The sequence below is a fragment of the Aeromonas sp. sia0103 genome, assembly GCF_963895295.1.
GTDB lineage: Bacteria > Pseudomonadota > Gammaproteobacteria > Enterobacterales > Aeromonadaceae > Aeromonas > Aeromonas encheleia.
Genome location: NZ_CAWQKG010000008.1, coordinates 1 through 23,270 on the forward strand (window position 1 = coordinate 1; position 23,270 = coordinate 23,270).

Annotated in this window: 21 protein-coding genes and 1 rRNA gene; 11 read left to right on the forward strand and 11 right to left on the reverse strand. The window is 62.2% G+C overall.

Features of this window, described 5'->3' with window-relative positions; translation table 11 throughout:
* The 3 genes from AACW18_RS02515 to trhA all read right to left on the reverse strand — a co-directional run.
* Window positions 1–2,745 (reverse strand): retention module-containing protein (locus AACW18_RS02515; protein WP_218390070.1); only part of this gene is annotated, 2,745 nt, incomplete at its 3' end.
* A 223-nt stretch (window positions 2,746–2,968) separates the two neighbouring features.
* Window positions 2,969–4,630: a putative transporter gene (locus tag AACW18_RS02520; protein ID WP_042655068.1), complete on the reverse strand. Its 1,662-nt coding sequence runs from the start codon at window positions 4,628–4,630 to the stop codon at window positions 2,969–2,971.
* 114 nt (window positions 4,631–4,744) lie between these two features.
* Window positions 4,745–5,377, reverse strand: a complete 633-nt coding sequence (trhA, locus tag AACW18_RS02525; protein ID WP_042655067.1) for a PAQR family membrane homeostasis protein TrhA — start codon at window positions 5,375–5,377, stop codon at window positions 4,745–4,747.
* Between the two features lie 200 nt (window positions 5,378–5,577).
* On the opposite strand from trhA, the gene AACW18_RS02530 reads away from it, so the two are divergent.
* From AACW18_RS02530 to AACW18_RS02540, 3 genes are all read left to right on the forward strand, one after another.
* Window positions 5,578–7,092 (forward strand): aminotransferase class V-fold PLP-dependent enzyme, encoded by a 1,515-nt coding sequence (locus AACW18_RS02530; protein WP_218390071.1) that lies wholly within the window; start codon window positions 5,578–5,580, stop codon window positions 7,090–7,092.
* Window positions 7,093–7,255: 163 nt separating this feature from the next.
* Window positions 7,256–7,807 carry a septation protein A gene (locus AACW18_RS02535; RefSeq protein ID WP_042655065.1) on the forward strand — a complete coding sequence of 184 codons (552 nt, stop codon included), beginning with the start codon at window positions 7,256–7,258 and terminating at the stop codon, window positions 7,805–7,807.
* A gap of 24 nt (window positions 7,808–7,831) precedes the next feature.
* The gene (locus tag AACW18_RS02540; protein WP_042655064.1) at window positions 7,832–8,128 is read left to right on the forward strand and encodes a YciI family protein; all 297 of its coding nucleotides are present in this window, start codon (window positions 7,832–7,834) and stop codon (window positions 8,126–8,128) included.
* A gap of 87 nt (window positions 8,129–8,215) precedes the next feature.
* On the opposite strand, the gene cysQ is transcribed toward AACW18_RS02540, so the two are convergent.
* Window positions 8,216–8,986, reverse strand: a complete 771-nt coding sequence (cysQ, locus tag AACW18_RS02545) for a 3'(2'),5'-bisphosphate nucleotidase CysQ (protein ID WP_218390072.1) — start codon at window positions 8,984–8,986, stop codon at window positions 8,216–8,218.
* Between the two features lie 165 nt (window positions 8,987–9,151).
* Between cysQ and AACW18_RS02550 the strand changes: the two genes are divergently transcribed.
* The 3 genes from AACW18_RS02550 (at window position 9,152) to AACW18_RS02560 (ending at window position 12,090) form a co-directional block, all read left to right on the forward strand.
* Window positions 9,152–9,472 (forward strand): ComEA family DNA-binding protein, encoded by a 321-nt coding sequence (locus tag AACW18_RS02550; RefSeq protein WP_218390073.1) that lies wholly within the window; start codon window positions 9,152–9,154, stop codon window positions 9,470–9,472.
* Between the two features lie 94 nt (window positions 9,473–9,566).
* A complete protein-coding gene (galU, locus tag AACW18_RS02555) occupies window positions 9,567–10,478 on the forward strand; it encodes a UTP--glucose-1-phosphate uridylyltransferase GalU (protein WP_218292823.1) in 912 nt (303 codons plus the stop codon).
* A 214-nt stretch (window positions 10,479–10,692) separates the two neighbouring features.
* A complete protein-coding gene (locus tag AACW18_RS02560; protein WP_218390074.1) occupies window positions 10,693–12,090 on the forward strand; it encodes a peptide MFS transporter in 1,398 nt (465 codons plus the stop codon).
* 67 nt (window positions 12,091–12,157) lie between these two features.
* Here the strand turns inward: AACW18_RS02560 and AACW18_RS02565 are convergent, their stop codons facing one another.
* Window positions 12,158–13,129: a response regulator gene (locus AACW18_RS02565; protein WP_218330223.1), complete on the reverse strand. Its 972-nt coding sequence runs from the start codon at window positions 13,127–13,129 to the stop codon at window positions 12,158–12,160.
* Window positions 13,130–13,434: 305 nt separating this feature from the next.
* On the opposite strand from AACW18_RS02565, the gene AACW18_RS02570 reads away from it, so the two are divergent.
* The 3 genes from AACW18_RS02570 (at window position 13,435) to AACW18_RS02580 (ending at window position 15,802) form a co-directional block, all read left to right on the forward strand.
* Complete coding sequence (locus AACW18_RS02570) at window positions 13,435–14,109, forward strand: DnaT-like ssDNA-binding domain-containing protein (protein WP_042655071.1); 675 nt, start codon at window positions 13,435–13,437, stop codon at window positions 14,107–14,109.
* A gap of 66 nt (window positions 14,110–14,175) precedes the next feature.
* Complete coding sequence (locus AACW18_RS02575) at window positions 14,176–15,036, forward strand: DnaA ATPase domain-containing protein (protein WP_033132261.1); 861 nt, start codon at window positions 14,176–14,178, stop codon at window positions 15,034–15,036.
* A 130-nt stretch (window positions 15,037–15,166) separates the two neighbouring features.
* Entirely contained in the window at window positions 15,167–15,802 is a 636-nt protein-coding gene (locus AACW18_RS02580) for an NAD(P)-dependent oxidoreductase (RefSeq protein WP_218390075.1), read from the forward strand.
* 28 nt (window positions 15,803–15,830) lie between these two features.
* On the opposite strand, the gene AACW18_RS02585 is transcribed toward AACW18_RS02580, so the two are convergent.
* Genes AACW18_RS02585 through AACW18_RS02600 form a run of 4 tightly spaced genes read right to left on the reverse strand, consistent with a single transcriptional unit; the run spans window position 15,831 to window position 20,555 of the window.
* The gene (locus AACW18_RS02585) at window positions 15,831–17,009 is read right to left on the reverse strand and encodes an ABC transporter permease (RefSeq protein WP_218390076.1); all 1,179 of its coding nucleotides are present in this window, start codon (window positions 17,007–17,009) and stop codon (window positions 15,831–15,833) included.
* Window positions 17,006–18,148: an ABC transporter permease gene (locus tag AACW18_RS02590; protein ID WP_218390077.1), complete on the reverse strand. Its 1,143-nt coding sequence runs from the start codon at window positions 18,146–18,148 to the stop codon at window positions 17,006–17,008. Before AACW18_RS02590 ends, AACW18_RS02585 begins: the two co-directional genes overlap by 4 nt.
* Window positions 18,148–19,152, reverse strand: a complete 1,005-nt coding sequence (locus AACW18_RS02595) for an HlyD family secretion protein (protein WP_081966256.1) — start codon at window positions 19,150–19,152, stop codon at window positions 18,148–18,150. Before AACW18_RS02595 ends, AACW18_RS02590 begins: the two co-directional genes overlap by 1 nt.
* Window positions 19,149–20,555 carry a TolC family protein gene (locus AACW18_RS02600; RefSeq protein WP_256352020.1) on the reverse strand — a complete coding sequence of 469 codons (1,407 nt, stop codon included), beginning with the start codon at window positions 20,553–20,555 and terminating at the stop codon, window positions 19,149–19,151. Before AACW18_RS02600 ends, AACW18_RS02595 begins: the two co-directional genes overlap by 4 nt.
* A gap of 292 nt (window positions 20,556–20,847) precedes the next feature.
* Between AACW18_RS02600 and dusB the strand changes: the two genes are divergently transcribed.
* Both dusB and fis read left to right on the forward strand, forming a co-directional pair.
* A complete protein-coding gene (gene dusB, locus AACW18_RS02605) occupies window positions 20,848–21,813 on the forward strand; it encodes a tRNA dihydrouridine synthase DusB (protein ID WP_042655054.1) in 966 nt (321 codons plus the stop codon).
* Window positions 21,814–21,847: 34 nt separating this feature from the next.
* On the forward strand, window positions 21,848–22,144 hold the full coding sequence (fis, locus tag AACW18_RS02610) for a DNA-binding transcriptional regulator Fis (protein WP_005309538.1): 297 nt from the start codon (window positions 21,848–21,850) through the stop codon (window positions 22,142–22,144).
* A gap of 77 nt (window positions 22,145–22,221) precedes the next feature.
* Here the strand turns inward: fis and AACW18_RS02615 are convergent, their stop codons facing one another.
* Both AACW18_RS02615 and rrf read right to left on the reverse strand, forming a co-directional pair.
* Window positions 22,222–22,854 carry a LysE family translocator gene (locus AACW18_RS02615; protein WP_218390078.1) on the reverse strand — a complete coding sequence of 211 codons (633 nt, stop codon included), beginning with the start codon at window positions 22,852–22,854 and terminating at the stop codon, window positions 22,222–22,224.
* Between the two features lie 297 nt (window positions 22,855–23,151).
* Window positions 23,152–23,266: ribosomal RNA gene (gene rrf / locus AACW18_RS02620) — 5S ribosomal RNA — on the reverse strand.
* Window positions 23,267–23,270: the final 4 nt, after the last annotated feature.

Below are 23,270 nucleotides of genomic sequence, written 5' to 3' on the forward strand. Positions count from 1 at the left end.
GGTCACCGCACCGCTGCCATCACCCACAATCACCGCACCGTCGTTGACGCCGGTGATGGTGATGGTCACGGTGTGGCTGGTGCCATCCAGGCTCTGTACGGTGAAGGTCTCGACCTTGGTCTCGCCCTGGCCCAGGTACTGCACCTTGTCGTTGGCAACCTCATAGCTCCACTTGCCAGCCGCATCGATGGTCAGGCTGCCCAGGGCATTGGCACTCGGCGCGCCCACACCCGGTTTGAACACGGCCTCGTCGGCCCCGTCCACGTCGGTCAGGGTCAGGCTGCCGCTCTCGGTCAGGGTCGGTTTGCTCTCGTCTTCCAGCACCGCACCGCTGTCATCACCCACAATCACCGCACCGTCATTGACGCCGGTGATGGTGATGGTCACGGTGTGGCTGGTGCCGTCCAGGCTCTGTACGGTGAAGGTCTCGACCTTGGTCTCGCCTTCGCCCAGGTACTGCACCTTGTCGTTGGCGACTTCATAGCTCCACTTGCCAGCCGCATCGATCTCCAGCTGACCCAGGGCGCCGGCACTCGGGGTACCCACACCCGGTTTGAACTCAGCCTCGTCGGCCCCGTCCACGTCGGTCAGGGTCAGGCTGCCGGTCTCGGTCAGGTTACCGCTGACCACGTTCAGGTCTTCGGTCACCGCACCGCTGTCATCACCCTTGATCTCGGCACCGTCATTGACGCCGGTGATGGTGATGGTCACGGTGTGGCTGGTGCCATCCAGGCTCTGTACGGTGAAGGTCTCGACCTTGGTCTCGCCCGCGCCCAGGTACTGCACCTTGCTGTTGGCGACCTCATAGCTCCACTTGCCAGCCGCATCGATCTCCAGCTGACCCAGGGCGCCGGCACTCGGCGCGCCCAGGCCCGGTTTGAACTCGGCCTCGTCCACCCCGTCCACGTCGGTCAGGGTCAGGCTGCCAGTTTCGGTCAGGGTCGGCTTGCTCTCATCTTCCAGCACCGCGCCGTGGTCGTCGCCGGCAATCACCGGCAGATCGTTGGTGCCGGTGATTGTGATGACCACCTCGTAGCTGGTGCCATCCAGGCTCTCAACCACGAAGGTCTCGACCTTGGTCTCGCCCTGGCCCAGGTACTGCACCTTGCTGTTGGCGACTTCATAGCTCCACTTGCCAGCCGCATCGATCTCCAGCTGACCCAGGGCGCCGGCACTCGGGGTGCCCACACCCGGCTTGAACTCGGCCTCGTCCGCCCCGTCCACGTCGGTCAGGGTCAGGCTGCCAGTTTCGGTCAGGGTCGGTTTGCTCTCGTCTTCCAGCACCGCGCCGTGGTCGGCACCGCTGATCACGGCCGCATCGTTCACGCCGGTGACCGTACCTGTCACCCCTGCGGTAGCGTTGTGCAAGCCGTCGGTAATGGTGTATTCGAAGGAGATGCTGCCATTGAAATCTGGTGCAGGCGTAAAGACCAGCTGGCCATTGCTGAGGGTCACGGTGCCATTGTCGATGGCCACGGAGCCGCCTTCGGCGATGGTCTGGCCGTTGATGGCGTTGATGGTCAGGCGATCGCCGTCGACATCGGTATCGTTGCCGGTCACATTGATGGTGACTGTGCCATCCTCCGCCACGCTGAACTGATCATTCACGGGCGAGGGTGGGGCGTTCACTATGCTGTTGTCGGTGCCTTTGGGCGAGGTATTGCCCACCGGATCGGTCAGGGTGGCATCAACCGAGATAGGGCCGTTGATCGGCAGATCGGTCGTGGGGATGGTCAGATTGACCTGAGCCTTGTTGATGTCATCTGTGGTCAGGATGGAGCTGCTGTCAGGCACGCCATCACCATTCCAGTCCACATCGAGGCGATCGCCCGCCTTGGCGTCGGCAGGCAGGTGGATGATGACATCCACCCCATGCTCCCGCTCATTGGCGGAGATGACGTTGTCCGCGCCATCCTGAATGTCCACCAGCGGTGCAGAAGGCGCCGTGCCGTCCACGCTGCCATCATCGGTGGCGGTGCCGGTATTGCCGTAGGGATCGGTCACTGAGGCCGTCACCGTGTAGCCACCGTCGGTCAGCGGGGTGACGACATCCACGCTGAAGGTGCCATCCGGCTTGACCGTGGTGATCAGGGTCTGCTGCTTGCCACCGGCATCGGTGACCAGCAGGGTCACTGTGCTGCCGGGATCGGCATCCGTGGTCCCCGTCAGCGTCGGGGTGTTGTCGTTGGTGTTGTCCGGTGCCGACACCGTGATGACGGGCGCCGTGAGGTCGGCGTTCTCGTCCTCTCCACCCCGCGCCTCGGCAATGACACCGACCTCGTCCGGGTTGGCGGTATCGAAGCCAGCGGCGGCGATGGTCACATCCCCGGTCCGGTCGATGCTGACGAAGCCGCCATTGCCACTGGAACCCTCGACACCACCGATGTTGCCCGCAGCCGGTGCCCCGCCGGCGGCTGAAGCCTCAAAGGCCAGGGTCGGATCTGTGCCTGCCAGTATGGCCTGCTGCAAGGCAGCCACATCATCAGGAGTCCCCGCCGGCCCGTTCTGCGTCAGCAAGGAGGCATCATCCGCGGCCGGCTCGAGCTCCTTGGTCGGGCTCAGGGTGAAGGTCTCGCTGCCCCCCTGGAAGCTGGCCCCATCCGGGCTGAGCACCACCGCATCCTTGGGAAGCACATCGCCTTCGGTCAGCAGTGTTTGGCTCCCATCCGCTGCAACCAGATAGACTTTGCCTTTCAGCTGGGTAACGACGACGTCCTGATCCAATACGATGTTGTGGCTGCTCATGCTTTCTCCTGAATACCAATGGGCAAAAATTTCCAGCGTCTAATGTGCCCGCGAACCCGACCATAAACCAGTGAGAAAATTCGAACGGATAGACCACTTTGAGACTGAATTAGGCTTAGAAACCGAAGGGTGAACTGCGAGGAATAAAATTAATTAAATCAATAATATTGACTGGGGCCAATGGAGACGGGAACCCCAATGAGGGTTCCCGTCAGATGGGTGCTCAGACCCCGGCCCAGAGCAGGATGGCCAGCAGCTGGGGCGAGATGATCCGCAGGAACATCACCAGCGGATAGACGGTGGCATAGGACAGGGCACTGGCCCCGCTGGTGGGGTGCATGCCGTTAGCGAAGGCCAGGGCGGGAGGATCCGTCATGGAGCCCGCCAGCAGACCGCACAGGGTGAGGTAGTTGAGCTTGCCATAGTGGCGCGCCAGCACCCCGACCACCAGCAGCGGGATCAGGGTGATCGCCATGCCGTACATCATCCAGGCCGGACCATCGCCGTTGATCAGGGTGTCGATGAAGCCGGCCCCGGACTTGAATCCCACCACCGCCAGGAACAGCACTATGCCGATCTCGCGCAGCGCCAGGTTGGCGCTCGGCGGCATGAACCAGTAGAGCTTGCCGATGCTGCCGATGCGCGACAGGATCAGCGCCACCACCAGCGGCCCCCCCGCCAGCCCCAGTTTCAACGCCGCCGGGAAGCCCGGCAGGTAGAAGGGAATGGAACCGAGCAGCACCCCAAGGCCGATACCGATGAACACCGGCAGCATCTGCACCTGCTGCAGCTTCTGCTGCACGTTGCCGACCACGCTGGTCACGGCCTCGATGGCCTCGAGCCGGCCCACCAGATTGAGGATGTCGCCAAACTGCAGGCTGGTCTGACTGGTCGGCACCAGCTCGATGCCGGCCCGATTGAGCCGAGAGATGACCACATCGTATTTCTGCTTGATGTCGAGATCCCGGATCCGCTTGCCGAGCACCTGCTCGTTGGTGACCACCACCCGCTCGACCCGCAGCTCGGTGCCCCGGGTGGAGAGCGAGGTCTCCACCTCCTCCCCCAGTACCAGCAGCACCTTGTGCAGGGCATGGCGCTCGCCGACCAGGTGCAGCAGATCGCCGAGCTGGATGCGTGAGTCCGGATTAGGCACCATCAGCTCATCGTCGCGCTTGAGGCGGGAGCAGATCACGTCGGCCTCGTCCAGGCTCGGGATCTCGCGCAACATCAGGCCATGCATATTGGGGTTGCGCACCGCGATGTTGATGGTCTGCAGGCTCTCCTTGGTCTTGCCCGCCTGTTGCTCGAACGCGGCCGCTTCTTCGTCGATCTTGATGTGAAAGAACATGCGAATGAGCCACATGGTGAGCAGGATGCCGCAGATCCCGAACGGGTAGGCCACCGCATAACCCATGCCCATCAGCCCGGTCATATCCGGATCGGCCCCGAGCTCGGCCAGGATCTGTTGGCCGGCCCCCAGCGAAGGGGTATTGGTCACGGCGCCGGAGAAGACCCCGAGGATCACCGGCAGCGGCACATCGAACAGCTGATGCAGGGCCGCCGCCACCACGCAGCCGAGCAGCACCAGCAGGGCGGCGAAGCCATTGAGCTTGAGCCCCGAGCTGCGCAGGGAGGAGAAGAAACCCGGACCGACCTGGATACCGATCGTGTAAACGAACAGGATCAGGCCAAATTCTTGAATAAAATGAAGTGTTTGCTCATTTAACTGCAAGCCGGACAGGCCTGCGAAGTGACCCACTATGATGCCGCCAAACAGCACCCCGCCGATCCCCAACCCCACGCCATAGACCCGCCAGTTCCCCAGCCAGAGTCCCAGCACCGCCACCAGCGACAACATGCTGATGGAAAGCGCGATCTCACTCATTGTGTGCATCCTTTGCAAGCCGAACTGTCCCTAGCTTGTCAGCAAATGCGGGGGCCAACTGTGTGATGCCGCACGAATTGAGGCTTTCGTACGCCAAGGAATACCAACTAAGGGTTAGACGTAGCCATAGATGGCCGCGAAGTGACAGAGGCTGCCCCCCAGCACGAACAGGTGCCAGATGGCATGGTTATAGGGGATCCGCTTCGCCACGTAGAAGATGACACCCAGGCTGTAGATGAGCCCGCCTATCCCCAGCAGCAGCAGCCCCTCTCCCGCCAGGTGGAGGTAGAGCTGATAGATGACCACCAGCGACAGCCAGCCCAGCATCAGGTAGGTGAACAGGGACAGGCGCTTGAAACGGTTGATGAAGAGCAGCTTGAACACCACCCCGGCCAGGGCCAGTGCCCAGATCACCACCATCAGCCCCTGGGCCAGCGGGGTATCGAGCGCCACCAGCAGGAAGGGGGTATAGGTGCCGGCGATCAGCAGGTAGATGGCGCAGTGATCGAACACCTTGCACCAGCGCCTCGCTGCCCCCGAACCCATGCTGTGGTATAGCGTCGAGGCGAGGTAGAGCAGGACCAGGCTGGCGCCATAGAGGCCGTAGCTCAGCAGCGCCTGGGGGCCCTGATCCCAGCCCTTGTGCAGCAGCAGGATCAGACCGAGGATCCCCAGCAGCAGCCCCAGCCCGTGGCTGAGGCGGTTGGCCCACTCCTCCCGTGGGGAATAACCCGTCACATCACTCATCAGAAACTCCTGTTCAGATTCGGCTCACTCTAGCGGCCCTGATTTCAGGCTACAAGTGTTAGCTCAAAAATAAAGGCGCTGCCTGCCAGGGACTCGCCGTCGCCAGGAGAGGGCTGCCCCCCCTGCCCCTTTGGTGTATGCTCTGCGGCCGACGCACAAGCCTGGCCGCGTCTGCCCGGCACCCTGGTCTGGAGAACCTGATGAAGCTGACTGAACTCTTTACACAACCGGATCCTGCCTTCGGCCAGGCCATGACGGCCCTGCTGGAGACCTTCCATCACTCGGATGACAGTCAGGCTCCCTACCAGCGCGATCACTTCGTCCATCAGCTCGATCAGTCCCGCATGCCCGCCGCGGGCATGAGCACCCAAGCCTATCTGGCGCGGCTGGCCACCCTGGTGCCCGGCGCCTCCCACCTCACCTCCCCACGCTACATGGGACACATGACGGCGCCGTTACCGGCCTTCACCGCCGAGCTCTCCCGCCTGCTGGTGATGCTCAACCAGAATCCGATGAAGATGGAGTCCTCCCGCCTGCTCAGCTTCCTGGAGCGGGAGGTGCTGGCCAAGTTGCACCGCCTCATCTATCGCGAGGAGGATGACTTCTACGAGGCGCAGATGCATGCCAAGGATGCGGCCCTCGGCGTCATGACCAGCGGCGGCACCATCGCCAACGTCACCGCCCTCTGGCTGGCCCGCAACCGGGCCTGCGGCGACAACCTGTTCGCCCTCTACGAGCAGGGCTACCGCGGCGCCGTGATCCTGGGCTCGCGGCTGATGCACTACTCCTTCGACAAGGGCATGGATCTGCTGGGGCTGGGCGCCGGCAACGTCTGGCGGCTCGATACCGATGCCGACAACAGGCTCAGCATCGCGGCCCTCGAGACCGCGCTGGCCCAGTGCAAGGCACAGAAGCTCAAGGTGCTGGCCCTGGTCGGCGTCGCCGGCAGCACGGATTTTGGCTCCATCGATCCCCTGCCCGAGCTCGCGGCCATCGCGACCCGCGAGCGAGTCCACCTGCATGTGGATGCCGCCTGGGGCGGCCCGACCCTCTACTCCCCCCGCTATCAGGAATTGCTGGCGGGGATAGAGCAGGCCGACACCGTGACCCTGGACGGCCACAAGCAGCTGCTGGTACCGCTCGGTACCGGCATGCTGCTCTGCCGCCAGCCGGATCTGATGATGACGGTCAAGCGGGAGGCCCCCTACGCCATCCGCGCCAGCTCCTTCGATCAGGGCCGCTTCACCCTGGAGGGCACCCGCCCCGCCAATGCGCTCTATCTGGATGCCGCCTTCCAGCTGCTGGGCCAACAGGGTTATGCCGCGCTCATCGAGGCCAACTACGACAGGGCACGGCTGATGGCCGAGCTGATCGAGGCCGATCCGGCCTTCGAGCTGATGTCGGCGCCGGTGATGAACCTGCTCTCTTACCGCTGCATTCCACCGCACCTGCAAGGCCAAGTGCTGGATGAGGCGGCCAACGAGCAGATCAACGCCTTCAACGTGGCGCTGCAGAAGGCGCAGCGGGCCGAGGGCCACAGCTTCGTCTCCCGCACCCAGCGGGCGGTGGGGCGCTATGGCAGCCAGCCGCTCACCCTGCTGCGCGCCGTGCTGCTCAACCCCTTGATCGAGGCGCGGCACATTCGCGAGCTGCTGGCGGATCAGCGGCGGCTGGGCCAGGCCGTCGCCAGCCAGCTGTTTGACGCGACCGCCTGACTAAATCGCCGACCCCAGGCGCGACCCTGACAACCGCCGGTGGCGGGTCTGGATCTGGCGTAAAAATAGAGTGGAACCGACGGCAATCCGGATGGTCTTATTCATTTGCCGTTGCCTAACGGGCAGGTACACTGAGTGAAATTTTGAGGTTAATGAGCCCAGCATGAAGCAGTTTATTGAATTTATTCCCCTGATCGTGTTCTTTGCCGTCTACAAGTTCTACGACATCTATACCGCCACCGGCGCCCTGGTCGCTGTCACCGGCCTGCAGCTGCTCTACAGCTGGGTGCGCTATCGCAAGGTCGAGAAGATGCAGCTGTTTACCTTCCTGCTGGTCGGCTTCTTCGGCGGCCTCACCGTCTTCTTCCATGACGATACCTTCATCAAGTGGAAGGTGACCGTCATCAACGTGCTGTTTGCCCTCGCACTACTCATCAGCCGCTACGGCTTTGGCAAGAACCTCATCAAGCAGATGCTGGCCAAGGAGCTGCAGGCCCCCGACCGCGTCTGGGACAACGTCAATCTCGGCTGGGTCGGCTTCTTCGCCGCCTGCGGCCTGCTCAACCTCTATGTGGCCTTCAACCTGTCGCAAGAGATGTGGGTCAACTTCAAGGTGTTTGGCCTGCTGGGCATGACGCTGGTGTTCACCCTGCTGAGCGGCGTCTATCTCTATCGCCACATGCCGGCCGAGCAGAAAGCAGAACAGAAAAAATAACCGCAACCAGAAAAGGATTCTCTCATGTGGTATCTGATCTATTCCGAAGACGCCGCGGGCAGCCTGCCCCAGCGTAAATTGGCCCGTCCCGCCCACCTGGCCCGTCTGCAGGCGCTGCAGGATGAGGGGCGCCTGCTGACCGCCGGCCCCAACCCGGCCATCGACGCCGAGGATCCGGCCGATGCGGGCTTCACCGGCAGCACTGTGATCGCCGAATTCACCAGCCTGACCGAGGCCAAGGCCTGGGCCGATGCCGATCCCTATGTGGCGGCAGGCGTCTGCGCCAGGGTCACCATCAAGCCCTACAAGAAGGTGTTCTGAGTTCAGACCCACTCGCACCCGCGGTAGAAAATGCAAAAGGCCGGACAATGTCCGGCCTTTTACCTCTGCACGCCCTGGCGGCGACAATCAGGCCCGCGCCACAAACCAGGGATTGAGGATATCCGGCTTGTTGTACTCGAGCGCTGAGCCATCGAGGCGGGTCACCGAGCCCCCCGCTCCCTCCAGCACCGCCTGCGCCGCCCCGGTATCCCATTCACAGGTGGGGGCGAGGCGCGGATAGAGCTCGGCGTCCCCCTCGGCGATGATGCAGAACTTGAGCGAACTGCCCATGGAGACCAGCTCTATCTCGCCCCGCGCTATGTCACCAAAGCGGGCCAGGTAATCCAGGGTGGCCTGGGACAGGTGATTGCGGCTGCCCACCACCCGCCAGGCTTGTCCATCCGCATGGGGGCGAGTCTTGATCGCCACCGTCCTCCCCCCGTCGATGCGCCAGGCGCCCAGGCCCCTTCCGCCGTACCAGAGCCGGTCGGGCACGGGGGCATAGACCAGGCCCCAGACCGGCCTGCCATCGTCGATCAGCGCGATGTTCACCGTAAACTCACCGTTGCGGGAGACGAACTCCTTGGTGCCATCCAGCGGATCCACCAGCCAGTAGCGGGACCAGCCGAGCCGGGCCTGCATCGTCTCGGCATCTGACTCCTCGGACAACACCGGGATAGTCGGCGTCAATCTGGCCAGCGCCTGCACTATCACCTCATGGGCCCCCTTGTCGGCGGCGGTGAGCGGGCTCTCGTCGGCCTTGTACTCCACCGCGAAGGGCTGATGGTAGATGGCCATGATGGCCTCACCGGCGGCGCGGGCGATGGGCTCCAGATCGGAAATGGCGGGTAAGAACATAGAAAAGATATCTCACTCAAATGGTTAGCCAGTGTACCTATTTCGGCTCTATCTGGCTTATAGCCGTTTGCACTGACTTATAAAGTGTAAAAAATGACAGACAAAAAATGGCGCAGCTCGACTAGTTTTCTATAGCCATACGGCACCAGACAAGGACGTGAAACCATGAACCTAAAGACCCTGATCGCCGCCCTGTTGCTGAGCGGACTCCCCCTGCTGAGCCAGCCTGTGCTCGCCGCCGACAAGCCGGCGGCCAAGCCCGCCACGACCGTCACCAGCACCAAGGAGGTTGGCAAGATCAACCTCAACACCGCCAGCGCCGCTGAACTCGCGGAGCTGAAGGGGATCGGCGAGAAGAAGGCCCAGGCCATCGTCGACTATCGCGAGAAGCAGGGCAAGTTCACCTCAGTGGATCAGCTGGCGGAGGTAAGCGGCATAGGACCAGCCACCCTGGATGCGAATCGGGACATGATTATCGTCAAGTAACCGATCAAGAGCCGTTTCGTTATGAGGGCAGCCGGTGGCTGCCCTATTTTTCTTCGGGTATCATGAGCTCACTTTGTACCTTTGGACTCATTCCATGAAAAAGACACCGCTCGTTGTACGCAAGGCCGTTCTCCCCGTCGCCGGTCTGGGTACCCGCATGCTGCCCGCCACCAAGGCCATCCCGAAAGAGATGCTGCCGGTGGTCGACAAGCCGCTGATCCAGTATGTGGTGCGCGAGGCCATCGCCGCCGGCATCAAGGAGATCATCCTGGTGACTCACTCCAGCAAGAACTCCATCGAGAACCATTTCGACAAGAGCTTCGAGCTGGAAGCAACCCTGGAGAAGCGGGTCAAGCGGCAACTGCTGGAAGAGGTACAGCACATCTGTCCCAAGGACGTCACCATCATGCACGTGCGCCAGGGTGAGGCCAAAGGGCTGGGCCATGCCGTGCTCTGCGCCCGCCCGCTGATCGGCGATCAGCCGTTCGCCGTGCTGCTGCCGGATGTGTTGATCGACGAGGTCGCCAGCAATCTCAAGCTGGACAACCTGGCGGAGATGGTGCACCTGTTCGAGGAGGAGCACATCAGCCAGATCATGGTGGAGGCCGTGCCCGAGAGCGAAGTGGACAAGTATGGCATCGCCGACATCAAGGGCGAGGCGTTGAGTGCCGGCATGTCACTGCCGATGCAGGCCATCGTCGAGAAGCCGCCGCGTGATGAGGCGCCCTCCAACCTCGCCGTGGTCGGCCGCTATGTGCTCTCCGCCAACATCTGGCCCTTGCTGGAGAAGACCCCCGCCGGTGCCGGTGACGAGATCCAGCTGACCGACGCCATCGCCATGCTGATGGAACACGAACAGGTCAACGCCTACTTCATGAAGGGTCGCAGCCACGACTGCGGCAGCAAGATGGGTTATATGAAAGCCAACGTGGAATATGCAGTGCGTCACTCGGAACTGAATGGTGAATTTACTGCCTGGCTGAAGCAGTTCGTCAAACAGTTGTAATACCTGAATATTTACGACATTGATAGAATAAAGAACTGGGCATCATTTGATGCCCATTTTTCATTTTAAAAACAAATATTCAACCATTGATAGATAAATTATCCCTAAAACCTCTCATTGTAATTCAATCACGCTTGTTTTATAAGGAATAAGGCTTGTTCCTAGCCCTTGCATAAAATTCCTAAAAAAATATAAGACACAGGTGGAAGTTCCAATGAATAATCCGTCCAAAGGGACCTTTTTAGGTCACCCTAAAGGGCTTTTTTTGCTCTTTAGTACCGAACTGTGGGAGAGATTCTCCTATTACGGCATGCGTGCCGTGCTCGTCCTCTATCTGACTGACATGACGGCCAATGGCGGCATGGGCTGGACCCAAGCCGACGCCCTCAAGCTTTATGGCATCTATACCGGTCTGGTTTACATCACCCCGATCATCGGTGGCTGGTTGGCAGATACCTTCCTGGGTCAGCGTCGCGCTATCCTGTTTGGTGCCGTGCTGATGGCCGCCGGTCAGTTCACCCTGGCCCTGCCGCACGCCATGTTCCCCGACATGGTCAACACCGTCTTCTATGCGGGCCTTGGCTTGCTGATCCTGGGTAACGGCCTGTTCAAGCCGAACATCTCCACCATGGTGGGTGACCTCTATCAGGTAGGTGACCACCGCCGTGACGGTGCCTTCACCATCTTCTACATGGGCATCAACCTGGGTTCCCTGCTGGCCGGTGTGATCTGCGGCGCCGCCGCCACTGCCTATGGCTGGCAGGCTGCCTTCGTCAGCGCCGGTATCGGCATGCTGCTCTCCCTGGTAGTCCAGGCCACCATGGCCCAGCGTTTCCTGGGTGACATCGGCCGTGTGCCGGCCGCCCAACGCGCCGCCGAGCAGCGCTCCAAGGAGCAGAAGGCGCCGCTGACCAAGCAGGAAGTGGATCGCATCAAGGTCATCCTGGTGCTGGGTCTGTTCACCATCATCTTCTGGGCTGGCTTCGAGCAGGCCGGTGGCCTGATGAACCTGTACGCACAGGAATATACCGACCGCATGATCGGCAGCTTCGAAGTGCCGACCGCCTGGTTCCAATCCCTGAACCCCTTCTTCATCATCACGCTCGCCCCGATCGTCGCGGCCATCTGGATCAAGCTCGGCAGCAAGGAGCCAAACTCCCCGGTGAAGTTCGCCATGGGTCTGCTGTTCCTGGCCGTGGGCTTCCTGTTCATGATCGGTGCCGTGCTGGAGCAAGGTGGTGATCAGGCCGTCAAGACCTCCATGTTCTGGCTGGTCGGTGCCTATCTGTTCCACACCCTGGGTGAGCTCTGCCTCTCTCCGATCGGCCTCTCCATGGTGACCAAGCTGGCACCGCTGCGTCTGGCCTCCCTGATGATGGGTGCCTGGTTCGGCTTCGTCGCCCTGGCCAACTACATCGCCGGCTTCGTCGGCTCCTTCGTCGGTGAGTCCGGTGCCATCGCCATCTTCGGCGGCATCGCCATCGCCGCCGTGATCAGCGCGCTGATCCTGCTGACCATGGCCAATCGCCTGGTCTACTGGATGCACGGTGCCGAGGGTCCGGCCAAAGAGTCCGACGAGCAAGACAAAAAACTGCAGTCTGCCACCGCCTAACCGGTTAAGACTGAATAAAACAAGGAGGGCGCCCAGTGGGCGCCCTCCTTGTTTTCGTCTTCCTGGGTCAGTGATGACGAACCTGCATCTTCAAGGCGCTGCCACTATCGCTGCGAAACTGCAGCTCGAACGGCTCGTGCCAGCTGCGTCTGTGCAGCGCGTAGCGGCTGCTGCGCATCAGTCCGAGCGGCAATCCTCCTGAGCGCATCAGCCAGTGGGGTGAGGTGAGGCCCGCATTGGCAAATACCAGCCCATCTTCCTGATCGAACAGCAGCGCCGCCATGGCGAAGGAGTGACGCAGGCCCGATTCGAGCAATTGCAGATTCAGGTAGTCGAGCAGACGGTGCGGCTGGGTCAGCAGCAGGCTCTCCTGCTGCTGGAACTGGCGATAGGGCCCATTCATCAAGGAGCGCACCAGGGCGCCGCAGAAGGCGGCGTCCATCCCGAGCAGCGGCAGCTCCATCACCAGCACCAGCAGCTTGTCATCCAGCTTGAAGGTGTCGGGAATGAAGAGGTTACCCATGCCGGCGAAGGTCACCTGCCAGGGGCCCCACTCCTGCAGACCCGGTGGTGTCAGCCAGGCCAGCAACCGGCTGGAGGCCCTGTCGTGAGCCCGGAAAAAATCGATGTGATCCATCAGCTCCAGCTGCTGGCTCTGGTGCAAGCTCCCCGTCAGGCACTGATCGATGCTGCGCCGGATCTGGCTGTAGTCGGACACCGGCTTGATGAAGAAATCCCTGGCGCCCGCCCGCAGCGCACGCTCGACCGATTCCATCTTGTCCTGGCCAGAGATGACGATGACGGGCACGTCCGGATAGCGGGCGGTCAGGCAGGCGATCACCTCATGTCCGTCCATGTTGGGCATGTTCAGGTCACATAATACGATATCGGGGTGATATAACGCGGCGGCGGAGAGGCCTTCGATCCCGTCTTCGGCCTGAAAGACACAGGCCCCATCATGCTCGAGATAAGTGACCAGCGAATGGCGAAAAACCGCCTCATCCTCCACCACCAAGATCCGTAGTCCGGCTTCTGACATCTTGACAAAGCTCTTATTAGTCAAACGGTTATTTGAGTATTAAGCCTAGTCCAAGCGCGGTCAATTTAGCCAGCCCGATCTCGCCGCCAGTCACCTGAAACCGGGGTGATGCTTTCCAAGCATTTGAAATTATCGAATTATTTCGCCAATATTTTCTGGCTCAATCAGCGGCGGCCCTCGCAGGCAAGCGCAAGCCGGTGGGGGCGCCCCCATTGCCTCACCGCCTCATCATGCCGGCCAGCCATGAATTGTATGCGACTCCGCCATGAGGGATAATGCCCCCACTCCAGCCCGTGAAGAACACCATGACTCCAGCCGAATACAGCGCCCTCGCCCACCCCAGATTGTCCCACCCGGCCCGCAGCCTCTACACCCTGCAGCTGCGCAGATTGGTGCTGGAAAATCAGCTGGCCAGGCTCAACTACCCCGAGCTGGGTCGGGCGCTGGCGGTGGTGGATCCTACCGACCCCAGCGGCTTCTGTTTCCAGGTCAATGCCCGCCAGCTGACCGAGCTGCTCGACGAGTTGATGGAGGCCGGGCTGTTGCAGGTCGAGGCCCAGCCCGACAGTGAGCACTACCATCAGAGCCCGTTCCAGCTGCCGTTGCTGAGCCAGCGGGTACGCAGCCCGCTACCGGAGCGCCCGTTCCAGATGCACCTGCAGTGGCGACCGGATGAGGAGCTGCCCGCCCTCGCCCGCCTGTGCGGGGTGATCGACGCCAGCTACAACGAAGAGGATCTGGGGGAATTCATCGCCTACTGGCTGGGGCGCCCCGAGGTGTTCGACTCCCAGCATCAGTGGATGCTCAGGTTTATCCGGGCCCTCAAGAGCCGCCGCTACGCCCGCCGTCAACCGATGGTGGTGGCGGGCTATCAACAGGTCACGCCTGCCCCCGCCGAGTCTGGCCCGAGCAAGCGGGCACAGGAGATGATCGAAGAGGCCAAGCGCCTGGCCCAGACCCAGGAGCCGGATAATGATTGATCCCGGACGCCCGCAACAGGCACTATTAGCCCCTTGCCAACCCAGCCCCAGCAGAAGGAGCCTTCCATGACTGACCCGCACGATCCCCTGCGCCAGGAGCTGGAGGAGATCGAGGCCAAGCGCCAGAGGATCGCCAAAGCGAAAGCCAAACAGGACCTCCGTATCCACGATCCCGAGCTGAGCCAGCACGTGGGCGGCCTGCTCGAGCGCATTCGCCGCCTGCAGGCCCAGACCGGCGGCAGCCAGTACGACTACGAGACCCTGCGCAAGGAGTATGACGCCAAGGCCAACGCCGAGGTGCGCGAGCTGCAGAAGACGGCCCGCCAGGAGCGGATCCAGAAGCTGATCGCCCAGGCCGACCTCAACCCGGACTGGATATTCGACAAGATGGACGCCACCGATCCGGCGCTGCAATACCCCATGGAGACGGCCCGCTACTTCATCAGCGGCTTCGAGCACTGGGAGAAGAGCGGCGGCGGCTGCATGCTCATCTACGGTGACTATGGCACCGGCAAGTCCACCCTGGCGGGCGCCGTGGCCCATGAGCTGATCGCCCTGCACCAGAAATCGGTGATCTTCCAGCAGTGGGCCTCAGTGGTGGACCGGCTGTTCTTCAACGTGATCCAGGATCAGGAGGAACGCAATCAGTACCGCCGCGCGCTGGAAGAGGTGGATCTGCTGATCATCGACGAGGTGGCCGCCAACCGCACCAAGATGGCGGAGAGCCAGTCCAGCTTCCTCGGCCACCTGCTGCGCCGTCGTCGCAACCTCTCCAAGAGCGTCATCATCATCACCAACCACAGCCCCCAGAGCCTGCACCAGGCCATCGGCGACTTCAGCTTCGAGGCGATCAAGGCGTTCAATCCGGTGGATATCCACCTGAGTGGCCCCAGCCGCCGCCCCAGCATAGGTCACTACAACGGCTGATCCCCAAGGGCCGGCGTCAGCGACGCCCGGCCCGTCGTTTCCCCCCGCCCCCTCACAGATAGAAACAACTCTCATTTACATAGCGCCGTCGAGCCCCTAGGCTAGCCCTTTTGTCCAAGGGAGATCTCTCATGCCAACCACACTCATCTTCGGAGCCAGCCGCGGGCTGGGCCGCGCCTTCACCGATCAGGCCCTGCGCCAGGGGCACAGGGTCCTGGCCCTGGTTCGCAACCCGGAGGCGGCGGCCGAGCTGCGCACGCTGGGAGTCGAGGTCGTCGAGGGGGATGCCCTGGATCCGGCTGCCGTCACTCGCGCCTGCATCCTGGCAGGCAACGAGGCGCAAGTGGTCTCCACCCTCGGCAGCTTTCGCCAGCCGCAGCCGGTGGACTATCAGGGCAACCGCCATGTGATAGACGGAATGGAGCAGGCCGGGCTCGAGCGCCTGCTGCTGGTGACCTCGCTCGGCTGCGGCGACAGCTGGCAATATCTGCCAGAGCGGGCCAGAACGGCCTTCGGTCACGAGGTACGCTTGAAGAGCCTGGCCGAGAGCTGGCTGCAGAGCAGCACGCTGGCCTGGACCATCTTGCGGCCGGCGGGACTGCAGGATGGCGAGGCCACCGGCCAGGCCGTGCTGAGTCAGGGGAAAGAGGTACACGGTCTGGTCAGACGCCAGGATGTGGCCATTCAGGGTTTGCGACTGCTCACTGACGAGCAGAATCTCGGCCAGATCTACGCCATCGGCGACCCCGACCTGCAGCGCAGCTGAGCCCGTCCGCCCAAAAAAACGGTCAGCCTCAGCTGACCGTTTCCATCTTGGTCTCGGCGGCCTGCCGCTGGCGCCACGCCAGCAACCAGCAGGCGAGCAGAGCGTTGAGCAGCGTCAAGCCCCACAGCTGCCACCAGTAAGGGGCCACTTGAGTAAAATCGGCCCCCATCTGGTTCAGGCGCAGCAATCCCTCGATGGCCGGCGTGCTCGGCGCCCACTGGGCCAGCCAGTTGAGCGGCGTCGGGATCAGCTCCAGCGGCCAGATGAAACCGGCGAGGAAGACCAGCGGCAGTGATGAGACGAGCACCACCTGGGTCGGCAGGTCGCGACGGGTAAACAGCGCCCCCAGCACGATGCCCAGCAAGGTGGTCGCCAGCAGGAAGGGCAGGATGAACAGCCACAGCTCGGCCGGCGCGGCGGTGCGGGCGATGCCGTAGTAGTCGAAACAAAAGCCGAAGAAATAGGTCACGGGCAGCACGAACAGCCCTCCCAGCACCAGGGTGCGGGCCAGCAGCAGGGGCAGCACCGGCACCTTCTGCCAGTAGCCGGATTCCCCGCGCGCGCTGCGCTGGTTCTGGGTCGCCCCCAGGATGCTGGCTCCCATCAGCAGCACCTGGTGCAGGATCAGCACAAACACCGCCGGCACCACGTAGTTCACATAACCCATGCTGGGGTTGAAGACCGGCAGCACGTTGAGCCCCACCGCGTTCCAGCCCATGGCCGCCTGTGGCAGCGCCTCGCCCTGGCTGAGCAGACGCGCCACCTTGATCCCAGCCGCCAAGGTGCCCCCCGCCTGGGCCAGCCCTTCGGCGATGGTGCCATAGACCAGGAAATAGGAGGCATCACCGGCATAACTCAGGGTCACACTCTTGCCCAGCATCAGATCCCGGTAGAAATGACGAGGAATGTGCAGGATCCCGCTCGCCTTGCCGGTCAGCAGCCACTGACGGGCCTCCTCCAGGCTGCCGACCCGCGCCACCAGTTTCACCTGGGGCGTCGCATCGGCCATGAACTCCAGCTGACGGGAAAGCTGACTGCCATCATCGTTGACCACCACCACCGCCTCTTCCCGGGGCAACTGGTGCAGATAGGGCTGCGGATAGAGGAAGGAGTAGAAGAACACGCCGCCAAACAGGGTCAGCATGATGGCGCGGTCCGCCAGCAGGGTACGCAGCTCGAGGCGCACCAGATCCCAGAAACCCATCATAGTTCCGGCTCCTTAGCGGCCAGCTGGCGGGCGGCCTGGGCCTGCGGTTGATAGCGCCGCACCACCAGTAACAGCGGCAGCAGGAACAGCAGCAGGGCCCCGAACTGGGGCAGGGCCGCATCGAGCGGCAGGCCGTAGTTCGCCTGCCCGACCTGCAACTCCACATAATGGGAGATGGGCAGCAGGCTGCGCCAGAACTGGGCGAAGTCCCCCATGGCGCTGACCGGGAAGGTCACCCCCATGAAGGCGAAGCCGGGTGCCGTGTAGGCGCCCGCCAGCGACAGGGCGCGGGCCGGATCCCGGATGACGCCGTAGAAGAAGGCGCCCATGCTGACGCAGGCGGCCGAGGCCAGCCCCAGGCCCAGCGTCAACACCAGCCAGCTCCCCTGCATGGGATAGCCAAGCGCCCTGAACAGCAGCAGGCTCCACGCCAGCCCCCAGACCCACCCGATGAGCACATGAGGCAACAGGGTGCGCCAGAGGCCGAACCAGACCCCTTGCGTGGTCCAGTCCAGACCGAGTCGATCGGCCCGGGCCAGGGCGTTGATGCCATAGAGCACCACCAGGATCTGCCACACCGCCGGCAGCAGGGCACTCAACAGAAACTGGGCGTAGCTGGAGTTGATGTTGTAGAGCGCCGTGACCTGGCTGGCGATGGGGACGGACTGCCCCAGGGCGCCGGGCAGCGCCTTGCCATCGGCTATGGCCGCCAGCACGCCGACCTGGCCGTTGAGGGTGCCGACCACCTGGGCCAGCGCCGCGTTGACCAGCTTGGCGATCAGGATGAACTGGCCGTTGTTGAACACAGTCACCTTGGGCTGGGTGCCCTGCCGCGCATCCCGCTCCAGATGGGCGGGGATCACCACCAGGGCATAGACGTCGCCGCCGCGCAGCGCCCTGGCCCCCTCGTCGATGGAGTTAAACTGATCGCTCAGGCGCAGACCGGCGGAGCCATCCAGCGAGAACGCCAGCTGACGGGAGAGCGCGCTGCGATCCAGATCCACCAGACCTACCTTGAGATCCCGCGCCAGCCCGGCCGAGAAAATCCAGCACAGCAGCCCGATCAGCAGCAACGGGATCCAGCTTATCAGGGCCCGGCTGAAGGGATCCTGCCACAGCAGCCGCCATTCGCGCCGCATCAGAGTTCGACCAGCACGCTCATGCCGACCCGCAACCCTTCAACCGGTTGCAAGGGGCGCGCCTCCACCTGGAAGCTCTTCATGTCGAAGCCCTGGCGGGTGTCGGTGGCACGCCAGGTGGCGAAGTCCCCCATCATCGCCACGTGAGTGACCTTGAAGCGCACCGTTTGATCCCCCAACCCGGGTAGGCTGGCATCGAACTCGGTGCCGACCTGGAAGCGGGGCAGCAGATCCTCGCGCACATGGAACTGGGCCCAGGCATCCTCCATGTCGAGCAGGGTCACCACGGGGAAGCCCTGCGGTGCCAGCTCGCCGCTGCGCAGCAGCACCTGCGCGACCTCGCCGGCATGGGGGGTGGCGATGCGGGTGTCGGCCAGATAGGCCTCCACCTCGGCCACCCCGCCTGCCGCCATCTTGGCCTGCTCGCGGGCCGCGACCTTGGTCTCCTCCCGTGCCCCTTCCAGGGTCATCTGATACTGCTGCCAGGCCATGCCTTCGCTGTATTTGGCCGCCTGCCAGGCGGTCCAGGCCTCGTCCCGCTTCTGCAGCGGCATCACCCCTTCCCGGTGCAGGTTGGCGATCCGCTCATAGGTCTTGCCATGAAGCTGGGCCGCCGTCCTGGCCTGCTGCCACTGATCCTTGGCCGCCGCGATCTGCTGGGCCCGTGCCCCCTTCTCCGCCTCCTGCGCCATGGCACCGGCCGCCGCCTGCCCGGCCTTGGCCTGGCTCAGCTTGGCCTCGATCTCGGGGCTGGCCAGGGTGAATGCCAGCTGACCCTTGGCCAGTTGATCCCCCTTCTTCACCAGCACCTCGTCGATGCGCCCCGCCACCTTGGAGGAGACCGAATACTGCTGCGCCTCGATCTGGCCTTGCAGGCGCACCGGCTCCGGCTGATAGGCCAGCCAGAAACGCCAGCCCAGCCAGATGACCAGCAGCACCAGGGCCAGCGGCAACAACAGCGGCTTGCCCTGGCTCATCTTCTTCTTGATGGGGGGATGACTCATGAATTCACCTCTGTCGCCTGAGCATGCTGATATTGATTGAAACTGTTCATCTGACCGGAGAGCGCCAACAGGCGGGCCAGGGAGATCACGTATTGATAGGCGGCGGCGGCGCGCTGGGTCTTGACCCCGGCCAGCTGGTTGCGCGCATCCACCACATCCAGCGAGGTGGAGAGCCCCTGGCCGAACGCCTTGTCCCGCAGCAGCACGTTCTCCTCGGCCAATGCCTGGGTCGAGGAGAGGGAGTGATACTCCTCCAGCCCCTGCGCCGCCTCGCGCCAGGTCTTCTCGACCAGCAGCTCCAGATCCTGGCGGGTCTTGGCCTGCAACAGGTTGACCTGCAGCTCTGCACTCTTGGCCGCCTGCACCGTCTCGGAGCGGCCATCACGGCTCACCAGCGGCATGCTGACCCCGACCCCGACCAGCCAGTCCGGCGTGGTCTTGGAGACGATGGAGTCATCTTCATAGAGGTTGTAGTTGCCGAACAGGAACAGCTCGGGGGCGTACTTCCCCTTCTCCAGCTTGATCATCCCCTGCGCCTGCTCCTTCTTGGCCGCCAGCAGCTTGAGGCCGGGGTGCACCGTCAGGGTCTCCTGCACGAAGGGAGCGAGTTGCGGCATGTTCTCGTTGATGAAGAGCCGGCTGTTGGGCTCCGCCTGCTTGATCTTGAGCATGTGGCCGAGCGCCAGCTGGGCGATCTCCAGGCTGCGCCGCGCCTTCTGGGTATCGATGCGGGCCCTGTCATAGGCCGACTGGGCGGAGAGCCGCTCGACCCTGGCGATCTGGCCCTGTGCCTCCAATTTTTGGGCATGATCCAGGTGATGGGCCAGCCCCTGCTCGATTTCCTGCTTGGTCTGCACCACCTGCGCCGCCAGCACCACCCCGAAGTAGGTCTGGGAGAGGCTCTCGAAGCTGGCCTGCTGCTTGAGCACCAGTAGCTGTTGCGCCTCGCTCACCTGGGCCTGGCGAATGTCCTGGGCCGCATCGATACGCCCGCCGACGAACAGCGGCCACAGCATCTTGACCGAGCTGGTGACCACGTTCTGTTTGGTCAGGGGGGTGACGAAGTCGCTGGGGCTGAGGTTGAGCGCCTGCATGACGGGGCCCAGCACCTTGCCAAATTCGGGGTGATTGGCGATGGGGTTCAGATCCAGCATATCGAGTTCCATCGGCTGATCGAGGTGGGTGTAGCTGGCCCCCACGTCTACCTTGGGCAGGTACATGGCCTTGGCCGCCTCGCGCAACTGCTCTGCCCGCTCCACCCCGGCCTGCTCTGCCGCCAGTCCGTCATCCTGCTGGATGACCCGGCTCCAGGCCTCGGTGAAGCTGACGGTCTGCGCCTGGGCCGAGCCCAGCATGGCTCCCAGCAGGCACGGACAGAGCGATTTGATGAACCTTGACGTCATACATCCCCAATCTCTGTTTGTAATAAAATTGTGTGGAGCCTTTGCTCGATTCAGGCTCGCTATCATAACGCAAACCCGCAGCGGAGGGAGACAGACAAATGAATGAGTCCCTCACTCATTTGACCCCGAGTATGCTCCCGGACAATCTGCCTGATTTTCAAGCACTCCTGAATTTGCAAGCCTTGGCGCGACGTTTTTTTCAGAAAAAAGTGGCTGACGCTCAAATACTAACCTTTTCTCCTGACTAAAAAATGCGTAATATACGCCGCCCTAAGCCGATGGTAACCGTGGAATGCAGATAGGTCCCCACACGCTTGAAACTCCCTTGATTGTGGCTCCCATGGCCGGTGTAACAGACCGACCATTTCGTGAACTTTGTTTACGATTGGGCGCTGGCATGGCCGTTTCCGAGATGCTGCTGGCCAACCCGGATGTCTGGGATACCCAGAAAACCAGGATGAGAATGGATCACTCTGCCGAAAGCGGACTGCGATCGGTCCAGATTGCCGGAGCCGACCCCGAGATGATGGCGTTTGCCGCCCGCTACAACGTGGAGCAGGGCGCTCAGATCGTCGACATCAACATGGGTTGTCCTGCAAAAAAAGTGAATAAGAAGTTGGCAGGCTCCGCCCTGCTGCGCCAACCCGATCTCGTCAGAACCATCTGCCGGGCCGTGGTGGATGCAGTGGAGGTGCCTGTCACCTTGAAGATCCGCACAGGATGGGATCCGGATAACCGCAATGGCGAGGAGATCGCCCGAATCGCCGAAGATTGCGGTATCGCGGCCCTTGCCGTGCATGGTCGTACCCGTTCCTGCCTCTACCGGGGGGAAGCGGAGTACGACACTATCAGGGCGATTAAGCAGGCCGTATCGATTCCTGTTGTCGCCAATGGCGACATAGACAGCCCGGAGAAGGCCCGGTATGTCCTCGACTATACCGGCGTCGACGCCGTGATGATCGGCCGTGCTGCGCAAGGACGACCCTGGATTTTCCGGGAAATCCGTCATTTTCTTGAGACGGGCACCAAGCTGCCACCTCCCGACAGGGAAGAGGTTCGCACCCTGATGAACGAGCATGTTACCAACCTGCACCAGTTTTACGGTGCATATCTGGGAGCGCGCATTGCCCGTAAACACGTGGGCTGGTATCTGGATGAAGAAGAGACGGGCCGAGAATTCCGTAAACATTTCAATGCCCTGGATTGTGCAGATGCACAGCTGACGGCACTTGAAGTGTATTTCGATGGATTAGGTTAACGCATAACTCGCATAACTAAAGAGCCGACCGAATATGTTCGAACAAACCCTGACTTCTGATGCATTGGTAACAACTACTCACAATCACGCTGCCGAGCCGACCCAGCGCCCCCTGCGTGACTCTGTGCAACAGGCCCTGCGTAACTACCTGGCCCAGTTGAACGGTCAGGAAGTGATTGATCTGTACGATATGGTTCTCTCCGAAGTCGAAGCGCCCATGCTGGACGTGATCATGCAGTACACCCGTGGTAACCAGACTCGCGCCGCCGTGATGATGGGCATCAACCGTGGTACCCTGCGCAAGAAACTCAAGCGTTACGGCATGAACTGATCTCCCGATCAGCCCTGCTGCAGTGCAGACGAAGGCGTATTCCAGCGATGGGATACGCCTTTTTCTATGGCCGTAATTTACTCCGTCGCCAGCTTGATGCCGAGCCCGACAAACAAGCCCCCCATCAAGCGGTTGAGCCAACGTCCCAACCGGGCAGGCAGGCGCACCCTGCGGCTCGCATAGGCGGTCGAGAAGGCCAGCAGGTGGCACCAGATCATGCCGTTGAGGTTGAAGATGCAGCCCAGCAGGATAAAGGCCAGCGCCTTCTGTGGCGCATTGGGGGCAATAAACTGCGGGACAAAGGCGAGGAAGAAGAGCGCCACCTTGGGATTGAGCACATTGGTCAGCAGGCCTTGCCGGAAGATCCGCCCATAGGAGAGCGCTGGCAGCGTCACCGCGGGCTCGGTCGTCGCAGGGGGCGTTGCGCCTTGCCTGAGCAGGGAAATCCCCAGATAGACCAGATAGAGCGCCCCCATCAACTTGATGACCACGAACAGTTCGGCCGAGGTACTCAGCAGAGCCGACAGCCCCAGGGCCGCTGCCAGCACGTGCACCATGGTGCCCGTCCCTATCCCCAGCGCCGCCACCGAGCCCGCTCGCCAACCCTGCGAGCCACTGCGCAACATGATGAGCAGGGAATCCGGCCCTGGCATCATGTTCAACAGCAAGCCAGATACGATAAACAACGCTAGGTCGTGGATCCCCAACATACACAGCTCCCTTGCCGATGAAACTCACAGTCTATGGATCCAGCCCGCCTTGTCACTCCCCCATAACGGCAATAGTGAGCATAAATGGAAGGCATAGCCAGGCGCTATGAGGGTCGGCAGCTCGGTGGCAGCAGATATCGGAAAGGGGTCAGAAGGTGAACAAGTGGGTAAACAATGGGCCATTGTGCGGAATAGATGACTTGGGCATTGGCTGGTTCAGAAACAAATCAGCGCTGAAATCCTGAATTTCAGACAATAAAAAAGCCCGCTCGTGAGAGCGGGCTTCTTCAATTGGGTGCCTGGCAGTGTCCTACTCTCGCATGGCGAATGCCACACTACCATCGGCGCTACCGCGTTTCACTTCTGAGTTCGGCATGGGATCAGGTGGTTCCACGGCGCTATGGCCGCCAGGCAAA

Bases quoted from the DNA above. Each gene is read 5' to 3' on its own strand.
- galU (WP_218292823.1), top strand. From the start codon at position 9,567: ATGAAAAAGACACCGCTCGTTGTACGCAAGGCCGTTCTCCCCGTCGCC.
- AACW18_RS02595 (WP_081966256.1), bottom strand. From the start codon at position 19,152: ATGAGTCATCCCCCCATCAAGAAGAAGATGAGCCAGGGCAAGCCGCTG.
- AACW18_RS02535 (WP_042655065.1), top strand. From the start codon at position 7,256: ATGAAGCAGTTTATTGAATTTATTCCCCTGATCGTGTTCTTTGCCGTC.
- AACW18_RS02575 (WP_033132261.1), top strand. From the start codon at position 14,176: ATGACTGACCCGCACGATCCCCTGCGCCAGGAGCTGGAGGAGATCGAG.
- AACW18_RS02550 (WP_218390073.1), top strand. From the start codon at position 9,152: ATGAACCTAAAGACCCTGATCGCCGCCCTGTTGCTGAGCGGACTCCCC.
- AACW18_RS02570 (WP_042655071.1), top strand. From the start codon at position 13,435: ATGACTCCAGCCGAATACAGCGCCCTCGCCCACCCCAGATTGTCCCAC.
- AACW18_RS02540 (WP_042655064.1), top strand. From the start codon at position 7,832: ATGTGGTATCTGATCTATTCCGAAGACGCCGCGGGCAGCCTGCCCCAG.
- AACW18_RS02585 (WP_218390076.1), bottom strand. From the start codon at position 17,009: ATGATGGGTTTCTGGGATCTGGTGCGCCTCGAGCTGCGTACCCTGCTG.
- cysQ (WP_218390072.1), bottom strand. From the start codon at position 8,986: ATGTTCTTACCCGCCATTTCCGATCTGGAGCCCATCGCCCGCGCCGCC.
- AACW18_RS02580 (WP_218390075.1), top strand. From the start codon at position 15,167: ATGCCAACCACACTCATCTTCGGAGCCAGCCGCGGGCTGGGCCGCGCC.
- fis (WP_005309538.1), top strand. From the start codon at position 21,848: ATGTTCGAACAAACCCTGACTTCTGATGCATTGGTAACAACTACTCAC.
- trhA (WP_042655067.1), bottom strand. From the start codon at position 5,377: ATGAGTGATGTGACGGGTTATTCCCCACGGGAGGAGTGGGCCAACCGC.
- AACW18_RS02560 (WP_218390074.1), top strand. From the start codon at position 10,693: ATGAATAATCCGTCCAAAGGGACCTTTTTAGGTCACCCTAAAGGGCTT.
- AACW18_RS02615 (WP_218390078.1), bottom strand. From the start codon at position 22,854: ATGTTGGGGATCCACGACCTAGCGTTGTTTATCGTATCTGGCTTGCTG.
- AACW18_RS02530 (WP_218390071.1), top strand. From the start codon at position 5,578: ATGAAGCTGACTGAACTCTTTACACAACCGGATCCTGCCTTCGGCCAG.
- AACW18_RS02520 (WP_042655068.1), bottom strand. From the start codon at position 4,630: ATGAGTGAGATCGCGCTTTCCATCAGCATGTTGTCGCTGGTGGCGGTG.
- AACW18_RS02600 (WP_256352020.1), bottom strand. From the start codon at position 20,555: ATGACGTCAAGGTTCATCAAATCGCTCTGTCCGTGCCTGCTGGGAGCC.
- AACW18_RS02590 (WP_218390077.1), bottom strand. From the start codon at position 18,148: ATGCGGCGCGAATGGCGGCTGCTGTGGCAGGATCCCTTCAGCCGGGCC.
- dusB (WP_042655054.1), top strand. From the start codon at position 20,848: ATGCAGATAGGTCCCCACACGCTTGAAACTCCCTTGATTGTGGCTCCC.
- AACW18_RS02565 (WP_218330223.1), bottom strand. From the start codon at position 13,129: ATGTCAGAAGCCGGACTACGGATCTTGGTGGTGGAGGATGAGGCGGTT.